This is a genomic window from Methylibium sp. Root1272, assembly GCF_001425905.1.
Taxonomy (GTDB): domain Bacteria; phylum Pseudomonadota; class Gammaproteobacteria; order Burkholderiales; family Burkholderiaceae_C; genus Methylibium.
The window spans coordinates 225,531-241,098 of the sequence record NZ_LMDY01000001.1 but is presented as its reverse complement, the minus strand read 5'-3'; the positions used below and the strand labels follow the sequence as shown (position 1 = coordinate 241,098).

Annotated in this window: 15 protein-coding genes; 4 read left to right on the top strand and 11 right to left on the bottom strand. The window is 68.6% G+C overall.

Going from position 1 to position 15,568, the window contains the following annotated elements; all coding sequences use genetic code 11:
- Nucleotides 1-127 precede the first annotated feature (127 nt).
- Entirely contained in the window at nt 128-1,351 is a 1,224-nt protein-coding gene (locus ASC67_RS01095) for a hypothetical protein (protein WP_056314472.1), read from the bottom strand.
- 256 nt (nt 1,352-1,607) lie between these two features.
- Here ASC67_RS01095 and ASC67_RS01090 point away from each other — a divergent pair, with 256 nt between their 5' ends.
- From ASC67_RS01090 to xth, 3 genes are all read left to right on the top strand, one after another.
- On the top strand, nt 1,608-2,204 hold the full coding sequence (locus ASC67_RS01090) for a DUF6088 family protein (protein WP_056314471.1): 597 nt from the start codon (nt 1,608-1,610) through the stop codon (nt 2,202-2,204).
- On the top strand, nt 2,197-3,222 hold the full coding sequence (locus ASC67_RS01085) for a nucleotidyl transferase AbiEii/AbiGii toxin family protein (RefSeq protein ID WP_056314470.1): 1,026 nt from the start codon (nt 2,197-2,199) through the stop codon (nt 3,220-3,222). Before ASC67_RS01090 ends, ASC67_RS01085 begins: the two co-directional genes overlap by 8 nt.
- Nucleotides 3,223-3,434: 212 nt before the next feature.
- Nucleotides 3,435-4,205, top strand: coding sequence for an exodeoxyribonuclease III (xth, locus tag ASC67_RS01080; protein ID WP_056314469.1), 771 nt, complete (start codon nt 3,435-3,437; stop codon nt 4,203-4,205).
- Between the two features lie 12 nt (nt 4,206-4,217).
- Here the strand turns inward: xth and ASC67_RS01075 are convergent, their stop codons facing one another.
- From ASC67_RS01075 to ASC67_RS01030, 10 genes are all read right to left on the bottom strand, one after another.
- Complete coding sequence (locus ASC67_RS01075) at nt 4,218-4,808, bottom strand: DUF3617 domain-containing protein (RefSeq protein ID WP_156466609.1); 591 nt, start codon at nt 4,806-4,808, stop codon at nt 4,218-4,220.
- Between the two features lie 51 nt (nt 4,809-4,859).
- The gene (gene ntrC, locus ASC67_RS01070; protein WP_056314467.1) at nt 4,860-6,368 is read right to left on the bottom strand and encodes a nitrogen regulation protein NR(I); all 1,509 of its coding nucleotides are present in this window, start codon (nt 6,366-6,368) and stop codon (nt 4,860-4,862) included.
- Nucleotides 6,369-6,418: 50 nt separating this feature from the next.
- The gene (gene glnL, locus ASC67_RS01065) at nt 6,419-7,498 is read right to left on the bottom strand and encodes a nitrogen regulation protein NR(II) (RefSeq protein WP_056315085.1); all 1,080 of its coding nucleotides are present in this window, start codon (nt 7,496-7,498) and stop codon (nt 6,419-6,421) included.
- Nucleotides 7,499-7,535: 37 nt separating this feature from the next.
- Nucleotides 7,536-8,051 carry a hypothetical protein gene (locus ASC67_RS01060; RefSeq protein WP_056314466.1) on the bottom strand — a complete coding sequence of 172 codons (516 nt, stop codon included), beginning with the start codon at nt 8,049-8,051 and terminating at the stop codon, nt 7,536-7,538.
- A 191-nt stretch (nt 8,052-8,242) separates the two neighbouring features.
- Complete coding sequence (gene glnA / locus ASC67_RS01055; protein ID WP_056314465.1) at nt 8,243-9,661, bottom strand: type I glutamate--ammonia ligase; 1,419 nt, start codon at nt 9,659-9,661, stop codon at nt 8,243-8,245.
- Nucleotides 9,662-9,884: 223 nt separating this feature from the next.
- Complete coding sequence (locus tag ASC67_RS01050) at nt 9,885-10,694, bottom strand: molybdopterin-binding protein (protein ID WP_056314464.1); 810 nt, start codon at nt 10,692-10,694, stop codon at nt 9,885-9,887.
- 24 nt (nt 10,695-10,718) lie between these two features.
- Complete coding sequence (locus ASC67_RS01045; protein ID WP_056314463.1) at nt 10,719-11,591, bottom strand: EI24 domain-containing protein; 873 nt, start codon at nt 11,589-11,591, stop codon at nt 10,719-10,721.
- Between the two features lie 39 nt (nt 11,592-11,630).
- On the bottom strand, nt 11,631-12,605 hold the full coding sequence (locus ASC67_RS01040; RefSeq protein ID WP_056314462.1) for a sterol desaturase family protein: 975 nt from the start codon (nt 12,603-12,605) through the stop codon (nt 11,631-11,633).
- 8 nt (nt 12,606-12,613) lie between these two features.
- A complete protein-coding gene (locus ASC67_RS01035) occupies nt 12,614-13,408 on the bottom strand; it encodes a polysaccharide deacetylase family protein (protein ID WP_056314461.1) in 795 nt (264 codons plus the stop codon).
- Nucleotides 13,392-14,408 carry a YncE family protein gene (locus tag ASC67_RS01030; protein ID WP_056315083.1) on the bottom strand — a complete coding sequence of 339 codons (1,017 nt, stop codon included), beginning with the start codon at nt 14,406-14,408 and terminating at the stop codon, nt 13,392-13,394. The genes ASC67_RS01035 and ASC67_RS01030 overlap by 17 nt, the downstream gene beginning before the upstream one ends.
- Before the next feature lie 209 nt (nt 14,409-14,617).
- On the opposite strand from ASC67_RS01030, the gene ASC67_RS01025 reads away from it, so the two are divergent.
- Complete coding sequence (locus ASC67_RS01025) at nt 14,618-15,559, top strand: ROK family protein (RefSeq protein WP_056314460.1); 942 nt, start codon at nt 14,618-14,620, stop codon at nt 15,557-15,559.
- Nucleotides 15,560-15,568: the final 9 nt, after the last annotated feature.

Below are 15,568 nucleotides of genomic sequence, written 5' to 3'. Positions count from 1 at the left end.
GGATTCTCAGCACCAAAAAACAACCTAGGATCGCCTTGAAACTCGCCACCTGGAAGCTTGACCAACACGGTGACGCAGCCAAGCTGCGACACCGCGGAAGGCCAGATCCAACCGGTCTAAGGCGTCCCTACCGCGCCCGGCTGAAGATCGCTTCGGCTTTCGCCTTTGCCACCTCGTGTGAGGAAGGGTCCAGGTCGGGAAGCACCAGCCCCTCGTCGCCACCGGCGTACAGGGGTCCGCCGAAATCGCTGTCATAGAACTGGCCGTCGCGTTCACCGCCGTCGTGGTACGCGGCCATCGTCGAGCGGGTGAGGTCGACCCCATGCTCCAGCGCCAGGTACTGCCAGGTCCAGGCGCGGACGACATTGCCCGCGTCGAGTGCCCGTTCCGCGGCAGATCGCAGCCAATGGTCATCGGCCCACTCCGCAACCCGGTCTTCGGCCCATGCGTCACCTTCGGACGCGAGTGCTTCCATGGCCGTCCGCGACCCCCGCTCCGCCGCCGTGCGAAGCCACCGCGCGCGCGCTTCGTCACTGGAAGCGTGTCGGGCCATCTTCAGGGCATCGACCTCGCCGGTGAGCCGTTCGGCCAAAGCAATGAACTCCGGGTTCTCGAACGTCGTGCCGTACTCCAGCGCCGCCACCCGGACGCCACCGAGCGCCGCCGCCTTCAGGTGGGCCTCGTACTTCCGGTACTGCGGTTCGAGCCGCAGGTAGTCGTCGACCCAGCCGCGCTCGATGGCGGTCAGCACGCGCCCCTTCAGCGACTCCTCGTAGAGGTAGGGATTCGGACGGCCGCAGCGGTAGAGAGCGGCCAGCAGGAAGTGCCCCTGCGGATTCGCCGGCCCGGCCGCCTGCTCGAGACTGCTCAGCAGCATCGGCGAGCCCATGAGGTGCTCGCGAGCGGGGCCGGAGGCAGGCGGCGCAGTCCTGGGCGGTTCATCGTTCCAGCCCTCGTCGTCCTCATCGATGCCGTCGTCGTCATCGTCATCGTCGAGATCGTCACGGTCGGCGACCTGCGCCGCCGGCAACAGTGCGGCTCGCAGGTCGGCCAACGACACCGCCGAAAGTCGGTGTTCGGCGATGAAGGCCTGGAGGGTGATCGCAACCGTCGCGGCGGCTTGCTGTTCGTAGCCAAGCTGAACGGCGCGACCGATCAGGTCGGGCAAGCCGCCTGTCGGCGCCGCTCCCACGCTCGAATCGGCCAGCACTGAGTCGCTGAGGAACGCAGCCCAGGAACGATGCCCGAACGCGGCGGCGAGGAGTTCATGCACGTGGCTGCGTTTGACGGGCCAGCCGGAACGCGTATGCAGGGTCTGCTGCGCAAGGTGCGCGAGTTCTTTCAAGGTCATGAGTCTTCCTTCGGTGTACCTCGCCGAATCAGGTCAGACGCACGCGTTTAAGTCCCCGATGACGAGGCCTTGAAGGGAGATCGATGACGATGAAAGGGATGCCTGTTTCTACTCGCGTGCAAGTACGGCGGGCGCCTTGCCGGCGATTCTAGGCATCCTGCCCGGACCATCCAAGCGCCCTCCTCCACGCTCCGCGCCACCAGCCCTTGAAAATTGTCAGAATTAGATTCATACTTCTGACAGCTAAGGAATCACCGTGTCCAACCTCGCCCAGCAAGTCCTCGCGCACGCCGCCTCGATGCCGGAAGGCGCCAGCCTGTCCGCGAAGGCCCTGCTGCACCTGGGCAGCCGGGCTGCGGTGGATCAGACGCTGTCGCGCCTGGCGCGCAGCGGCGAACTGCTGCGCGCCGGGCGGGGCGTCTACGTCCTGCCGGTGAAGGGCAAGTTCGGCGCACGGGCACCGGAAGTCGCCAAGGTGGTCCAGGAATGGGCCAGCCAGCGCGGCGAAACCGTCGTCGGCAACGGCGCGGCTGCAGCGAATGCGCTGGGTCTGACGACCCAGGTGCCGGTGCGCCAGGTCTTCCTGACCTCTGGCCGCAGCCGCAAGCTCAAGCTCGGCGCTCAGACGGTCGAGTTGAAGCATGCCCCGCCGTGGCAACTGCTCTACCCAGGGCAGGCCGCGGGCGAAGTCATCCGCTCGCTGGCATGGGTAGGGCCATCGGGCTCCGCAGCGGCGCTCGGTCAGCTCAGGCAACGGCTGCCGGCGTCGGAATTGCTGGCCGTCGCCAACGCACGCGCGCGCCTGCCCACCTGGCTGGCGAGCCAGGTCAGCAGCCTGGTGACCCGTGCCTGAATACTTCGCCCTGCCGCGCGAGGACCAGCGCGAGGCGCTGCTGGTTGCGGCACAGCGTTCGGGTCGCCCCCTGCACTTGCTCGAGAAGGACACGTGGGTCGTCTGGGCCCTGCACCACCTGTTCACCGGACCGCACGCGCCGCACCTGGTCTTCAAGGGGGGTACATCGCTCTCCAAGGTCTACGGCGTGATCAAGCGCTTCTCGGAAGATGTGGACCTCACCTACGACATCCGTGCCATCGCTCCGGACCTCATCGAGAAGGCCGATTCACCCTGGCCCACGTCCCGCAGCCAGGAGAAGAAGTGGAGCAAGGCCATCCGGCAGCGCCTTGCCGAACTCGTCAGCGGCAAGCTGGCGCCCGATCTCGCCAAAGCACTCGCCGAGCAGGGGCTGCAGGCGAAGGCCCGCGCAGAGGGTGAGCAGCTCTTCATCGACTACGAGGCCTTCGGCGAAGGTACGGGCTATGTGCGTCCCTCGGTCCTGCTGGAGTTCGGCGCGCGATCGACGGGCGAGCCCAACGAGCTGCGATCGGTCGCGTGCGACGCCGCGCCGCACTTGCCGGACGTGAGTTTTCCGTCGGCCACACCCCAGGTCATGCGCCCCGAGCGCACGTTCTGGGAGAAGGCCACGGCCATCCATGTCTTCTGCGCCCAAGGCAGCTTTCGAGGCGGTGACCGCTACGCGCGCCACTGGCACGACGTGACGCGGCTCGACGCTGCCGGCTTTGCCGACAGCGCCGCGAAGGACCGCGCGTTGGCACACGCCGTCGCAGAGCACAAGAGCATCTTCTTCGCCGAATCGATGCCAGACGGTGCGCTCATCGACTACCGCGCAGCGGTCACTGGCGCACTGGATCTGGCACCCAGCGGCGACGCACGGAAGACGCTGGCCGAGGACTACCAGCGCATGGTCGAGGACGGCCTGCTCTTGGACGACGCCGAACCCTTCGACGTCCTGCTGCAGCGTTGCCAGGCGCTTGCGCTCAAGGTGAACGCGGCGGCGCTTGGGGCCGCATGACGCTCTGCCCGCGCATCCAAGAGCGCGTACCGACGACCGCTTGTAGGATGACGACAACACCTTGCCGCCCAGCGCCATCAACTGGGCTCGCAGCGGAAAAATGTGGGGGTATGCGTGGGGGTATGCGTGGGGGTATGCGTGGGGGTATGCGTGGGGGTACCGTTCAGTCTTCAAGAAACAAAGTTCAATAAAAACAGATACTTAGGATCTCCTTGAAACTCACCACCTGGAACGTCAATTCGCTCACCGTGCGCTTGCCGCAGGTGCTGGACTGGCTGGCCGCGAACCCGGTCGATGCGCTGGTGCTGCAGGAAACCAAGCTCACCGACGACAAGTTCCCGCGCGCCGAGATCGAGGCCGCCGGTTACGCCGTGCAGTGGTTCGGCCAGAAGACCTACAACGGCGTGGCGCTGCTGTCGCGCGAGCCGGCGCAGGACGTGGCGAAGAACATCTTCGGCTTCGCCGACGAGCAGGCGCGGGTGATTGCCGGCAGCGTGGCTGGCGTGCGCGTCATCGGCGCGTATTTCCCGAACGGCCAGGCGCCGGACAGCGAGAAGTTCGTCTACAAGATGGCGTGGCTGCAGGCGCTGCGCGACTGGGTGCGCAGCGAGCTCGCCACGCACCCGCGGCTGGTGCTGATGGGTGACTTCAACATCGCCCCGGAAGACCGCGACGTGCACGACCCGGTGCTGTGGGCCGGGCAGATCCATTGCACGCCGCAGGAGCGCGAACACTTCCGCGAGTTGATCGCTCTCGGGCTGGTCGATGCCTTCCGGCTGTTCGAGCAGCCGCCCAAGAGCTGGAGCTGGTGGGACTACCGCAACCTGGCGTTCCGCAAGAACCAGGGCCTGCGCATCGACCACATCCTGGTCAGCGAGGCGCTGAAGCCGGCGGTGAGCGCCTGCACGATCGACAAGCTGCCGCGTAAGAACGAGCGGCCGAGCGACCACGCGCCGGTGGTCGTGGAGTTGTCGATCGCGTAAACGGCGGCGTGCCTACTTGGCGGCAGCGGGCGGGCGTGGCACCGGCTTGACGCTGCCGCAATCGGCACCGAGCCACTGGCCCTCGCCCTGCATCGCGATCTTCGTCGCCTTGGCGCCCCCGGTGCCGCGCATCTTCATCGTGTAGCGCTCGGGGCCGAGCGTGGTGATCTCGATGTCGCCCTGTGACGGCGGCTTGGTGCAGACGTACTTGATGTTCGTCGTCGCGCCGGAGCGGCTCTGGTCGTACTTGCAGTCGGGCCGCTGCTCCATCGGGACCGACTGGCGCGCCACGTCCTCGGGCGTGACGCAGACCTTGCTGGTCGTGCCGCCGGCGGCGTCCGGGCTGGCGCCGTTGCGGCCCATCATCTCTTCCATCTGCTTGCGCTGGGCCGGCGGCATGGCGGCCATCTGCTTGCGCATCTGCTCCATCTGCGCCTGCTGGGCCGGATCGAGCTCCATCTGCTGCTTGATCTGCCACAGACCCGGCTTCATGGCGGTCTGGCCCTGCGCCGGCCCGACCGCCCCCAGCATTCCGGCGCACAGCAGCGCCAGCACCGCGCCGCGCTGTATCGGCGCCGCGGTGCACGTCCATGAATGACTCACGATCGTCTCCTCGTCCAGCCCGGGAACCGACCCGTGCCGGCGTGGCGCCGGTCAGTCGTCGAGACCCAGTTCCTGGATTTTGCGCGTGATCGTGTTGCGGCCGATGCCGAGCTTGTGGGCCGCCTCGATGCGCCGGCCGCGCGTGATGTCGAGCGCGGTATGGATCAGGCGCGCCTCGAACTTCTCGGTCAAGGCCTGCCAGACGTCGGGCACGCCGGCCTCGAGCAGGGCACGCGCCTCGCGCTCCAGGTCGTCGAGCCAGAGTCCGGCGACTGCCGCCGCCATCGCGATCGGCGTGGCGGCCGCGCCGGCCACCGCCGGCTCGGAAGTCGAGGAGACCGCGGCCTCGGGCATGGTGCCAGGGGGGGCGACCAACGCTGCGGCCATTGTCGGAACCACCGCGGCAGCCGCCGTCAGCTCCGGTGGCAGGTCCTTGGCATCGACCATCTGCGCCGGTGCCATCACCGTGAGCCAGTGGCAGATGTTCTCGAGCTGGCGCACGTTGCCGGGGTAGTCGAAGCTCGACAGGCGCGCCAGCGCGGCCTCGCTCAGTCGCTTGGCCTCGACGCCCAGTTCCTTGGCGCTCTTCTGCAGGAAGGAGCGCGCCAGCGCGGGGATGTCCTCGCGCCGCTCGCGCAGCGCCGGCAAACGCAGGCGGATCACGTTGAGGCGGTGGAACAGGTCTTCGCGGAAGGCGCCCTGCTTCACGCGTTGTTCGAGATCCTGGTGGGTCGCGGCGATCACGCGCACGGTGCTCTTCAACGGGTTGTGGCCGCCGACGCGGTAGAACTGGCCGTCCGACAGCACGCGCAGCAGGCGCGTCTGCAGGTCGAAGGGCATGTCGCCGATCTCGTCGAGGAACAGCGTGCCGCCGTCGGCCTGCTCGAAGCGGCCGCGCCGCGTGGTCTGCGCGCCGGTGAAGGCGCCGCGCTCGTGGCCGAACAGCTCGCTCTCCAGCAGGTCCTTGGGGATGGCCGCGGTGTTGATCGCGACGAACGGGCCGCTGGCGCGCGAGCTGTGCTTGTGCAGCGCATGCGCCACCAGCTCCTTGCCGGAGCCGCTCTCGCCGGTAATGAGCACGGTGACGTTGCTCTGGCTGAGCCTGCCGATGGCGCGGAACACGTCCTGCATCGCCGGCGCCTGGCCGAGCATCTCAGGCACCTGGGTCAGCCGCTCGTCGCCCTCGTCCTCGCGCAGGCTCTCGTCGAGCGCACGGCGGATCAGCTCCACGGCCTTGGGAAGGTCGAAGGGCTTGGGCAGGTATTCGAAGGCGCCGCCCTGGAAGGCCGAGACGGCGCTGTCGAGGTCGGAGTAGGCGGTCATGATGATGACCGGCAGGGCGGGCAGCCGCTCCTTGAGCGTGCCGAGCAGATCGATGCCCGAGCCGCCGGGCATGCGGATGTCGCTCACCAGCACCTGCGGCGCGTCGCCCTCGTCGAGCGCCGTGAGCACGTCGCGCGGGTTCGAGAAGCAGCGCACCGGCAGCTCCTCGCGTTGCAGGGCCTTCTGGAGCACGAAGCGGATGGATTGATCGTCGTCGACGATCCAGATGGATTTCATGCGGCTCTGCGATCCCTGAGCGTCTTGCAAGCCACACCCCCGACAGGGAGTCAGGGTAGCGGCATCGTGATTTTGAACAGCGTCCTGCCCGGTTCACTCTCGCATTCGATCGTGCCCTGATGTTGCGCCACGAAGGTCTGTGCCAGTGTGAGCCCCAAGCCCGACCCGCCATCGCGCCCAGAAACCAGAGGGTAGAAGATGCGATCGCGGATGGCCTCGGGGACGCCCGGACCGTTGTCCTCAATATGCAATTCCAGTGCCAAACGAAAGCGCTGCTTGCCGAGCGTGACCTGGCGAGCGATCCGCGTGCGCAGCACGATGCGGGCGTCGCCGGCCACCATGCGCTCGGCCAGCGCCTGCGCGGCGTTGTGGGCGATGTTCAGCACCGCCTGGATCAACTGCTCTCGGTCGCCGCGGAAATCGGGGATCGAGGTGTCGTAGTTGCGCTCGATCGTGAGCCCGCGCGGGAATTCGGCCACGATGAGCGCCCGCACCCGCTCGCACACCTCGTGGATGTTGACATCGCCCACCACGTGCGGGCGGCGGTGCGGCGCCAGCAGCCGGTCGACCAGCGCCTGCAGGCGGTCGGCCTCGTGGATGATGACCTGCGCATACTCGCTCAGTCCCTTGGACTCGACCTCCATCTGCAGCAGCTGCGCCGCGCCACGGATGCCGCCCAGCGGGTTCTTGATCTCGTGGGCGAGGTTGCGGATCAGTTCCTTGGTGGCGCGCACCTGATCGAGAGCGCGCTCCTCGCGGTCCTGTCGGGTCTGCTGCTCGATCTCGATCAGCTCGACCAGCGTGACGTCGGAATGCTCCATCTGGTTGACGATCACATGCACCAGCAGCGGCTCGCCGGGCGACACGAACGGCCGCTTCAACTGGGCGTCGAGCCGGCTGGTCGAAAACTCGTTGCGAGCCACCGCCGTGACGGTGTCGCGCAGCAGCGCGGGGTCGACGAACCAGTCGAACCAGTCGCGCCGCAGCACGTTGCGCCGAGACAGGCCGAGCACGTTCTCGAAGGCGGCGTTGGCGAACAGGCAGCGCCCGTCGGGCTGGACCACCGCCACCATGGTGGCGAGCAGGTCGAAGGCCTCGTTCCAGAGCGCCGAGGTCGGCGGCAAGGGGATGGTGGCGACGCCCGGCGCCGCCGCGACGCCGCGCCGCTCAGCCACCGCTGCCGCCGGCGGCCTTGGAGAGTTCGCGCCGCAGTGCCGCCACGTCGGACTCGGAGCGCTCGATGCTGGCCTTCATCTCGGCCACGCGGTCCAGGTACTTCTGGTAGTTCTTCTCGTCGCCGCGACGTTCTGGCTGACCGTTGTTGTACTCCTGCTTCAGCGCCGTCAGGCGCTCTTCCTCGCGCCGCAGTTCGGTCTCGAGGATGCGGCGCTTGTCGGTGTCGCGCGCCTTCTGGTCGGCCGGGTCGACACGGCTGTCGGCCGGGCGCGATTCGCTGCTCGACGTGGCCGCGGGGGCACGCCGCGCCGGGCCCTGGATCACGGTGATCGGTGCGCCCTCGAGCGTCTTGCAGCCCTTGGCGAGCGCCTCCTTGGGCGTGAGGGCGCTGGTGTACAGGTTGCCCGGACACTTGTAGATGACGGGCTCCTGGGCCCCTGCTCCCACGGCCGAGGCCAGCAGCCCTGCCGCGGCCAGCACGCGCAGTTCATCCTTCCATCGACTCATCCCGGCTCCTTCATCAAACGATCCGGTCGCTGCACCGCAACGCCCTGCGCCCGGAGTATCCGGCATCCCACATTCAACGCGCGGGGCGCAGCCGGCGCGCACCGCGCCCAAAAAAAAGGGACGGCGGATGCCGTCCCTTTCTCACACGCGTGTTCCGCGCCTGGCGCGGACCCGCAGGTCCGCGACCGGGATCAGAGCGTGTAGTACATGTCGAACTCGACCGGGTGGGTCGCCATGCGGAAGCGCGTGACTTCCTGCATCTTGAGGTCGATGTAGGCGTCGAGGTAGGAGTCGGTGAACACGCCGCCCTTGGTCAGGAAGGCGCGGTCCTTCTCCAGGTACTCGAGCGCCTGCTCGAGGCTGGCGCAGACGGTCGGGATCTTCGCGTCTTCGTCCGGCGGCAGGTGGTAGAGGTCCTTGGTGGCGGCTTCGCCCGGGTGGATCTTGTTCTCCACACCGTCCAGGCCGGCCATCAGCAGCGCCGCGAAACCCAGGTAAGGGTTCATCAGGGGATCGGGGAAGCGCGCCTCGACGCGACGGCCCTTCGGGTTCGCCACGTAGGGGATGCGGATCGAGGCCGAGCGGTTCTTGGCCGAGTAGGCCAGCTTCACCGGGGCTTCGAAACCGGGCACCAGTCGCTTGTAGCTGTTGGTGCCGGGGTTCGTGATCGCATTGAGCGCACGGGCGTGCTTGATGATGCCGCCGATGTAGAACAGCGCGAACTCCGACAGGCCGGCATAGCCGTCACCGGCGAACAGGTTCTTGCCGTCCTTCCAGACCGACTGGTGCACGTGCATGCCCGAGCCGTTGTCGCCGACGATGGGCTTGGGCATGAAGGTCGCGGTCTTGCCGTAGGCATGGGCCACGTTGTGGATCACGTACTTCTGCAACTGCACCCAGTCGGCGCGCTGGATCAGCGTGCTGAACTTCGTGCCGATCTCCATCTGGCCGGCGTTCGCCACCTCGTGGTGGTGCACCTCGACCGGAATGCCCACCGATTCGAGGATCAGGCACATCTCCGAGCGCAGGTCCTGGCCCGAATCGACCGGCGGGACCGGGAAGTAGCCGCCCTTCACCGCAGGACGGAAGCCCGAATTGCCATGCTCGTATTCCTTGCCGGTGTTCCAGGCCGCTTCCTCGCTCTCGATCTTGGCGAAGCAGCCCGACATGTCGTTGCTCCAGCGCACGCTGTCGAACACGAAGAACTCGGGCTCCGGACCGAAGTAGGCGGCGTCGCCCAGGCCCGAAGCCTTCATGTAGGCCTCGGCACGCTTGGCGAGCGAACGCGGATCGCGCTCGTAGGCCTTGCCGTCGGCCGGATCGATGACGTCGCAGGTCAGGATCAGCGTGGGCTCTTCGAAGAACGGGTCGATGTTGGCCGTGTTCGGATCGGGCATCAGCTGCATGTCGGAGGCTTCGATGCCCTTCCAGCCGGCGATCGAAGAGCCATCGAAGGCGTGGCCCGACGTGAACTTGTCTTCGTCGAAATGCGAGACGGGCACGGATACGTGCTGCTCTTTGCCGCGGGTGTCGGTGAAACGGAAATCAACGAACTTGATCTCGTTTTCCTTCACCATCTTCATCACGTCGGCGACGGTCTTGTTGGCCATCAGGTGCTCCTAGCGAGACGTTGGATCGGTGTGGGGGTAATGGGGCTGAGAGGCCCCGGCAATGGCCGCATAAGGCTCTCGGAAATTTAGCAGAAACCATGCCCAGGACAGGATCGCGAACGGTGCGCGCGTGCGCCTCGACGGCTCATCTCCAGCGCAGATTGCTCATCAGGCACTGATTAGAGGCAGACAACGCACCAAACACGATCACCCTCTGGCGTCGTCAGCGCACCATTTCAGGGCCGAGCCGGGCGCCGTGGGCGGACAGTCCCGTCAGCAGCGTGGCGTAGGCACGGCCCAGCGTGTCGGCGTTGCCGCCCTTCACCCCGAGCTCGATGTGGCGGCCATGCTCCGGATGGTCGACGCTGGGCAGGCTGAAGACCTTGACGTCGCCGAACTCGGCCTCGATGGCCTCCATCAGCGGCGTCAGCGTGGCCTCCATCGCCCCGTAGACGATCACCGAGCGCTCGGCCTGCCCGCCGCCGCGCAGGTGCGCGTAGTAGGTGTCGAGCACCCAGGCCATCATCGGCCAGGCCATCACCGGGAAGCCGGGGACGAAATGCACGGCGCCGCCCGCCGGACCGTCCACCGTGAACCCGGCGATCTTGTTGTACGGGTTGGGGATGATCCGCGCGCCTTCGGGAAACACGCCCATGTTGAGACGGTGACGGTTGTCGTCGCGATCGGGCTCGTAGGGCACGCCCTGCTCCGCCGCGATGTCGCGCATGCGCTCCAGGATCAGTTCACGCGCCTGCGGATGCAGCGCCAGCGGCACGCCGAGCGCCGCCGCCGCGCACTGGCGCGTGTGATCGTCCGGCGTCGCGCCGATGCCGCCGCACGAGAACACCGCTGCCCCGCTGGCGAGGGCGTCGCGCAGGTCGGCGGTGATGCGTGCGCGGTCGTCGCCGGCGTAGCGCGCCCAGGCGAGCTGCAGGCCACGCTCGCCGAGCAGTTCGATGGTCTTGGCCAGGTGCTTGTCCTGGCGCTTGCCCGAGAGGATCTCGTCCCCGATGATCAGCAGTCCGAATTCCATGGTCGTCTTTCGTTCGGCGGCGGTTCAGACCGGCGGCAGCGCGGGCGGCACGGCATCGATCAGGATCGCATCGGGCGCCCCTGTCACCGAGCTCCCCGGCTCGCTGCGCGCGCGCAGCGCCTGCAGCTCGGCCAGGCAGTAGTGGCTGAACCACAGCGCCGAGAACGCGAACACCAGCGTGTACAGCCAGACCGACACCACGATCAGCACCGGTGCGAACACCAGCAGCGCCGCGCTCACCGCCCACACCAGCGCCGGCGCCGCACCGAGGTAGCCGGTGACGATGCCGATGCCCAGCAGCGGCAACCGGTGCGCGCGCATCAGCTCTTGCCGCTCGTCGCGCGTCGCGTGCTCGGCGAGCGCATCGAAGCTCATCATGCGGTAGCTGAGCCAGCCCCAGATCAGCGGCGGCAGCAGCAGCACCAGCGGCGGCACGAGCCACAGCGGCATCGAGATCACCAGCGCGCCCACCGCCAGCAGCGTCGCGCCGAGCGAGAACAGCACGCTGCGCCACACCGGCTCGCCATGCCGCCGCTCGAGCGCGGCGAAGCGCCGCTGCGCCACCAGGTCGACCAGCTTGGGCATCATCATCAGTGCCACCACCAGCAGCGACAGGATGACCAGCGCCGGGACCGCCAGCGCCAGCACGATCAGCGGGGCGACCAGGGTCCGCAGGCTGCCGGCGCCGACGGATTCGAGCCAGCCGAGCGCGCTGCCGGTCAGGGACCAGGCATCGAGCTGGGCACGCACGGCCACCAGCGCGCTCTCCCAGAAGAAATAGCCCAGCACCGCGGCCAGCACGCCGGTCAGCAACAGCGGCAGCACCGACAGCCAGATGACGCGCGGGTGCAGGCAGTAGGCGGCGGCGCGCCAGAACGAATCGACCAGTTGCTTCATCCGACGAGCATACCCAAGGCCCGCCGGCCGCGCCGTCGCTCAGGCGCGCCCGAACAGACGCCGCAGGCCCCGCCACTGCTGGGCCCAGAAGCCGCGGCCGTAGTCGCGCGCACCCTCGCCGGGCAACTGGTCGCGCACGCCGGTCGGGTCGTAGCGGTTCTCGAAGTTCGCCGTGCCGAACAGCACGTCCCAGAGCGGGAACAGCACCGCGAAGTTGTGGCCGCCGAGCGTGCCCTGCCCGTTCGACTCGTGGCCGAGCCCGATGCTGTGGTGCAGGCGATGGAAGCGCGGACTGGCCAGCAGCCGCTCGCCGACGCGGCCGAAGCTCAGGCGCAGGTTCGCGTGCTGCAGGTTCTCGAGCAACTGCGTGACCGCGACGACCGCGATGAACTGGCCCGGCGGGACACCGATCGCCCGCGCCAGCAGCACCAGCAGGATGTCGCGCAACAGGTCGTCGAGCAGGTGGTTGCGGCTGTCGCTCCACATCGTCATCTGGCGCTGGCTGTGGTGCAGAGCGTGCAGCGCCCACCAGGCGTTCACGCCGTGCTGGCCGCGGTGGATCCAGTAGTCGGCGAGGTCGAAGACCAACAGGTAGACCACGAAGGCGAACACCGCCGTGTCGCTGAGGCCCGGCCACCAGGGCGCCAGCCACTGATCGAGCTGCCAGCCCGCGTAGCCTTGCACGCTGAGCGCGCCGAACAGCGCGTCCCACAGCGGATCGACGGCGAAGAACAGCGCCACGCGGAACAGGCCCAGACGATGCAGCAGTGTGTACAGCACGTCGACGCGCACGGCCTGCCGGTCCACTACCGGCTCCACCGGCCGCCAGCGCTCCAGCGGTGCGATCACCGCGAGCATCACCGCCAGTTGCAGCAGGCCGACCAGCAGCCAGCCGGTGGCGTCGAAGCCATCCTCGAGCAGGTTGCCGAATCCGAGCGAGAACAGCAAGGGCTGCACCACTGCCTCGAACAAGGCCTGCTGGGCCTGCGCGAACAGATCGGTCAGGGTCTCCATCGCCGGGCTCAATGCAGCGGGTGGGCCGCGATCCAGGCGAGGTAGTCGGGATGCTCGCGCAGGGTCGCGAAGCACAGCCCGCGAGCCTTCAGGCCTTCGATCAGCGGCTCCAGCACCGCCGGCGCCCAGGCGTCCTGACGCGACCAGATGCCCAGGTGGGCCAGCAGGATGTCACCCGCCCGGATGTCACGCAGCGCCGCCGACAGGAGCTGCGCATTGGGGTACTTGTCGCTCGGCAGCTCGTCGCCCAGAAAGCCCGCCGGCGACCACGGCACGTGCTTGAAGCCGCAGGCTTCGGCCGCCTTCAGAAGGACCGGCGAGGTGCGGCCGGCCGGGGCGCGAAACAGCGGCAACGCCTGCTGCCCGGTCATCTGGGTGAAGCGCTGCAGCGGGCGCTTCAGCGTTGCGCAGTAGTCGGCCGCGGTGACCGACAGCGTCCGCCCGCTGTCGGGGCCGGCAGTGGGCCGCACGCTGAAGCCCGCACCACGGTCGGCGCGCCACACCCAGTGGTCCCAGGTGTGCGAACCGAAGGCATGGCCCTCGGCCGCCCGCGCCTTCCACCACGGCGCCCACTGGTCGTCGAGGCTGCTGCCGTCCGTCAGCGTGCGCTCGTTGGCGAGGAAGAACGTGACCCGGACCTGCTGGCGCTGCAGCACCTCGGCCACCAGCGGCGCCACACCCATGTGGCCGGTATCGAAGCTCAGGTAGACCGGCCTATCGCAGGCCGCTGCGAGCGCCGCGCTGCCGCACACCGTCGCCGCCACGGCGGCCACCGCACGTCGCAGCTCAGCGGCGAGACGCATGGGCGAGCGTCCACACGCCGTGCGGCGAGCGGCCGACGGCAACCTGACGCACCACCTGGCGCTTCACTGGATCGATCACCGTGAGCTTGCGCGCCCAGCGCGAGGTGACCAGGATGGTCTTCACGCCCTGCGCGTCGACCATCACGTCGATGCAGTCCGGCCCGCCGGGCGCGGGATAGGTGTCGACCACGGCCAGCGTCTGCAGGTCGATGCGGCTGATGGAATTGGCCACGCGGTTGCTCACGAGCACGTGGCGTCCGTCGCCCCAGGCGCGAAAGGCATGCGCGCCGGCACCGGTCTTGATGCGCTTGACCAGCTTCGCGGTGGCGGAGGTCACGTCGTAGACCTCGACGAATTCGTCGCCGGTCAGGCCGACGAGCAGTTGCTTGTCGTCCGGTGTCAGGTAGACGTCGGCCGGCAACTTGCCGGTCGGCACCGTCCAGCGCGGCGTCTGCGTTGCGAGGTCGATCGCCATCAGCTGGTCGCTGTCCTGCAACGAGGCATAGACCACAGTGCTCCTGCTGTCGATGAAGAGGTGGCTCGGCGTCTTGCCGGCGGGCACCTTCTTCACGAGCTTGAAATCGCCACCGTCGACCGCGGCGTTCCAGCGGTAGATCGCCACATGGTCGAGACGGTTCGCCGCGGTGACGAACCACTTCATGTCGGGCGAGAAGCGCAGCTGGTAGGGATCGTCGACGCCGGCGATCGTGCGTTGCACCAGCCCGGTCTTCGGATCGACCAGCGTCAGGGTGTCCGACATCGCATTGGCGACGAGCAGCGAACGCTCGTCGGGCGACAGGTAGAGATGGTGCGGCTCCTTGCCGGTCGGAAGGCGGCGCAGTTCGGTGAAGCTCACGGGATCGATCACGCTGATCGTCGCGTCCAGCGAGTTGAGCACGAAGATCGGCTGTGGGCCGCTCGGCCTCGCCGCGCTCGCGGCAGGCGGCGCCGGGGCCGCTGCAACCGCCGGGGCCGAGGCAGGCTGCGATCGGGCCCCCAGGCAGGCCGCGCAGAGCGTCGTCAGCACCACGGTCTGCAATGCCCTGCCCAATTTCCCACGCCGGCACGGGCCGCGACCCGCGCTCACTTCTTGATTCAATCGATCCCCCGACAGCAAACCCAAGATTCTACGGGCGGCCCCATGACGGCCCGGGCTTCACTACAGTGCAGTCAACGCGATCATGGCCTTCGCCGCCGACCCCACCGACCATGAGCCCCAGCTCCAGCCCCCTGCCCGCCCTCGGCATCGACCTCGGCGGCACCAAGATCGAAGCCATGCTGCTCGACGACACCGGCACCACGCGCTGGCGCGAGCGCATCCCGACGCCGCCCGACGATTACCGTGCCGCGCTGGCCGCCCTCGGCGGCCTGGTCGAGCGGGCCCGTGCGGCCGCCGGCAGCGCCATCAGCGTGGGCATCGGCACGCCGGGCACGCGGCGCGCAGACGGCGCGATGAAGAACGCCAACTCCACCTGCCTCAACGGCCAGCCGCTGCTGCACGACCTGGAGGCGCTGCTCGGCCAGCCGATTGCACTGGCCAACGACGCCAACTGCCTGGCGCTGTCGGAGGCCACCGACGGCGCCGGCGCCGGGGCGGCGGTGGTGTTCGCGGTGATCCTCGGCACCGGCTGCGGCGGCGGCGTGGCAGTGCATGGCCGAGTGCTGCAAGGCCCGAACGGCCTGGCCGGCGAATGGGGTCACAACCCCCTGCCCTGGGCGCGCGACGATGAACGCCCCGGGCCGGCCTGCTACTGCGGCACCGCCGGTTGCATCGAGGCCTGGCTCAGCGGCCCGGCGGTGGCCGCCGACCACCGCCGCCACGGTGGCGCGGCCGTCGATGCCGTCGCCATTGCCCAGGGCGCTCTCGCCGGCGACGCGGCCTGCCAGGCCAGCCTCGATCGGCATGCGCTGCGCGTTGCGCGCGCGCTCGCGTCCGTGATCAACCTGCTCGACCCGGATGTCATCGTGTTCGGCGGTGGCGCCTCGCGCCTGCCCGGGCTGATCGAGCGCCTGCCGAGCCTGTGGACGCCCTGGGTGTTCGGTGCCCGACACGATCCGCCGGTGCGGACCCGGCTCGCGCTGTCGCAGCATGGCGACGCCTCGGGCGTGCGCGGTGCGGCGTGGCTCGGCCGCGCCCTCGGCGGGGGCTGAACGCCGGCC

What these genes read in the sequence shown, in the direction of transcription:
- ASC67_RS01095 (WP_056314472.1), bottom strand. Translation starts at nt 1,351, where the DNA reads ATGACCTTGAAAGAACTCGCGCACCTTGCGCAGCAGACCCTGCATACG.
- ntrC (WP_056314467.1), bottom strand. Translation starts at nt 6,368, where the DNA reads ATGAAATCCATCTGGATCGTCGACGACGATCAATCCATCCGCTTCGTG.
- ASC67_RS01060 (WP_056314466.1), bottom strand. Translation starts at nt 8,051, where the DNA reads ATGAGTCGATGGAAGGATGAACTGCGCGTGCTGGCCGCGGCAGGGCTG.
- glnA (WP_056314465.1), bottom strand. Translation starts at nt 9,661, where the DNA reads ATGGCCAACAAGACCGTCGCCGACGTGATGAAGATGGTGAAGGAAAAC.
- ASC67_RS01050 (WP_056314464.1), bottom strand. Translation starts at nt 10,694, where the DNA reads ATGGAATTCGGACTGCTGATCATCGGGGACGAGATCCTCTCGGGCAAG.
- ASC67_RS01045 (WP_056314463.1), bottom strand. Translation starts at nt 11,591, where the DNA reads ATGAAGCAACTGGTCGATTCGTTCTGGCGCGCCGCCGCCTACTGCCTG.
- ASC67_RS01040 (WP_056314462.1), bottom strand. Translation starts at nt 12,605, where the DNA reads ATGGAGACCCTGACCGATCTGTTCGCGCAGGCCCAGCAGGCCTTGTTC.
- ASC67_RS01035 (WP_056314461.1), bottom strand. Translation starts at nt 13,408, where the DNA reads ATGCGTCTCGCCGCTGAGCTGCGACGTGCGGTGGCCGCCGTGGCGGCG.
- ASC67_RS01025 (WP_056314460.1), top strand. Translation starts at nt 14,618, where the DNA reads ATGAGCCCCAGCTCCAGCCCCCTGCCCGCCCTCGGCATCGACCTCGGC.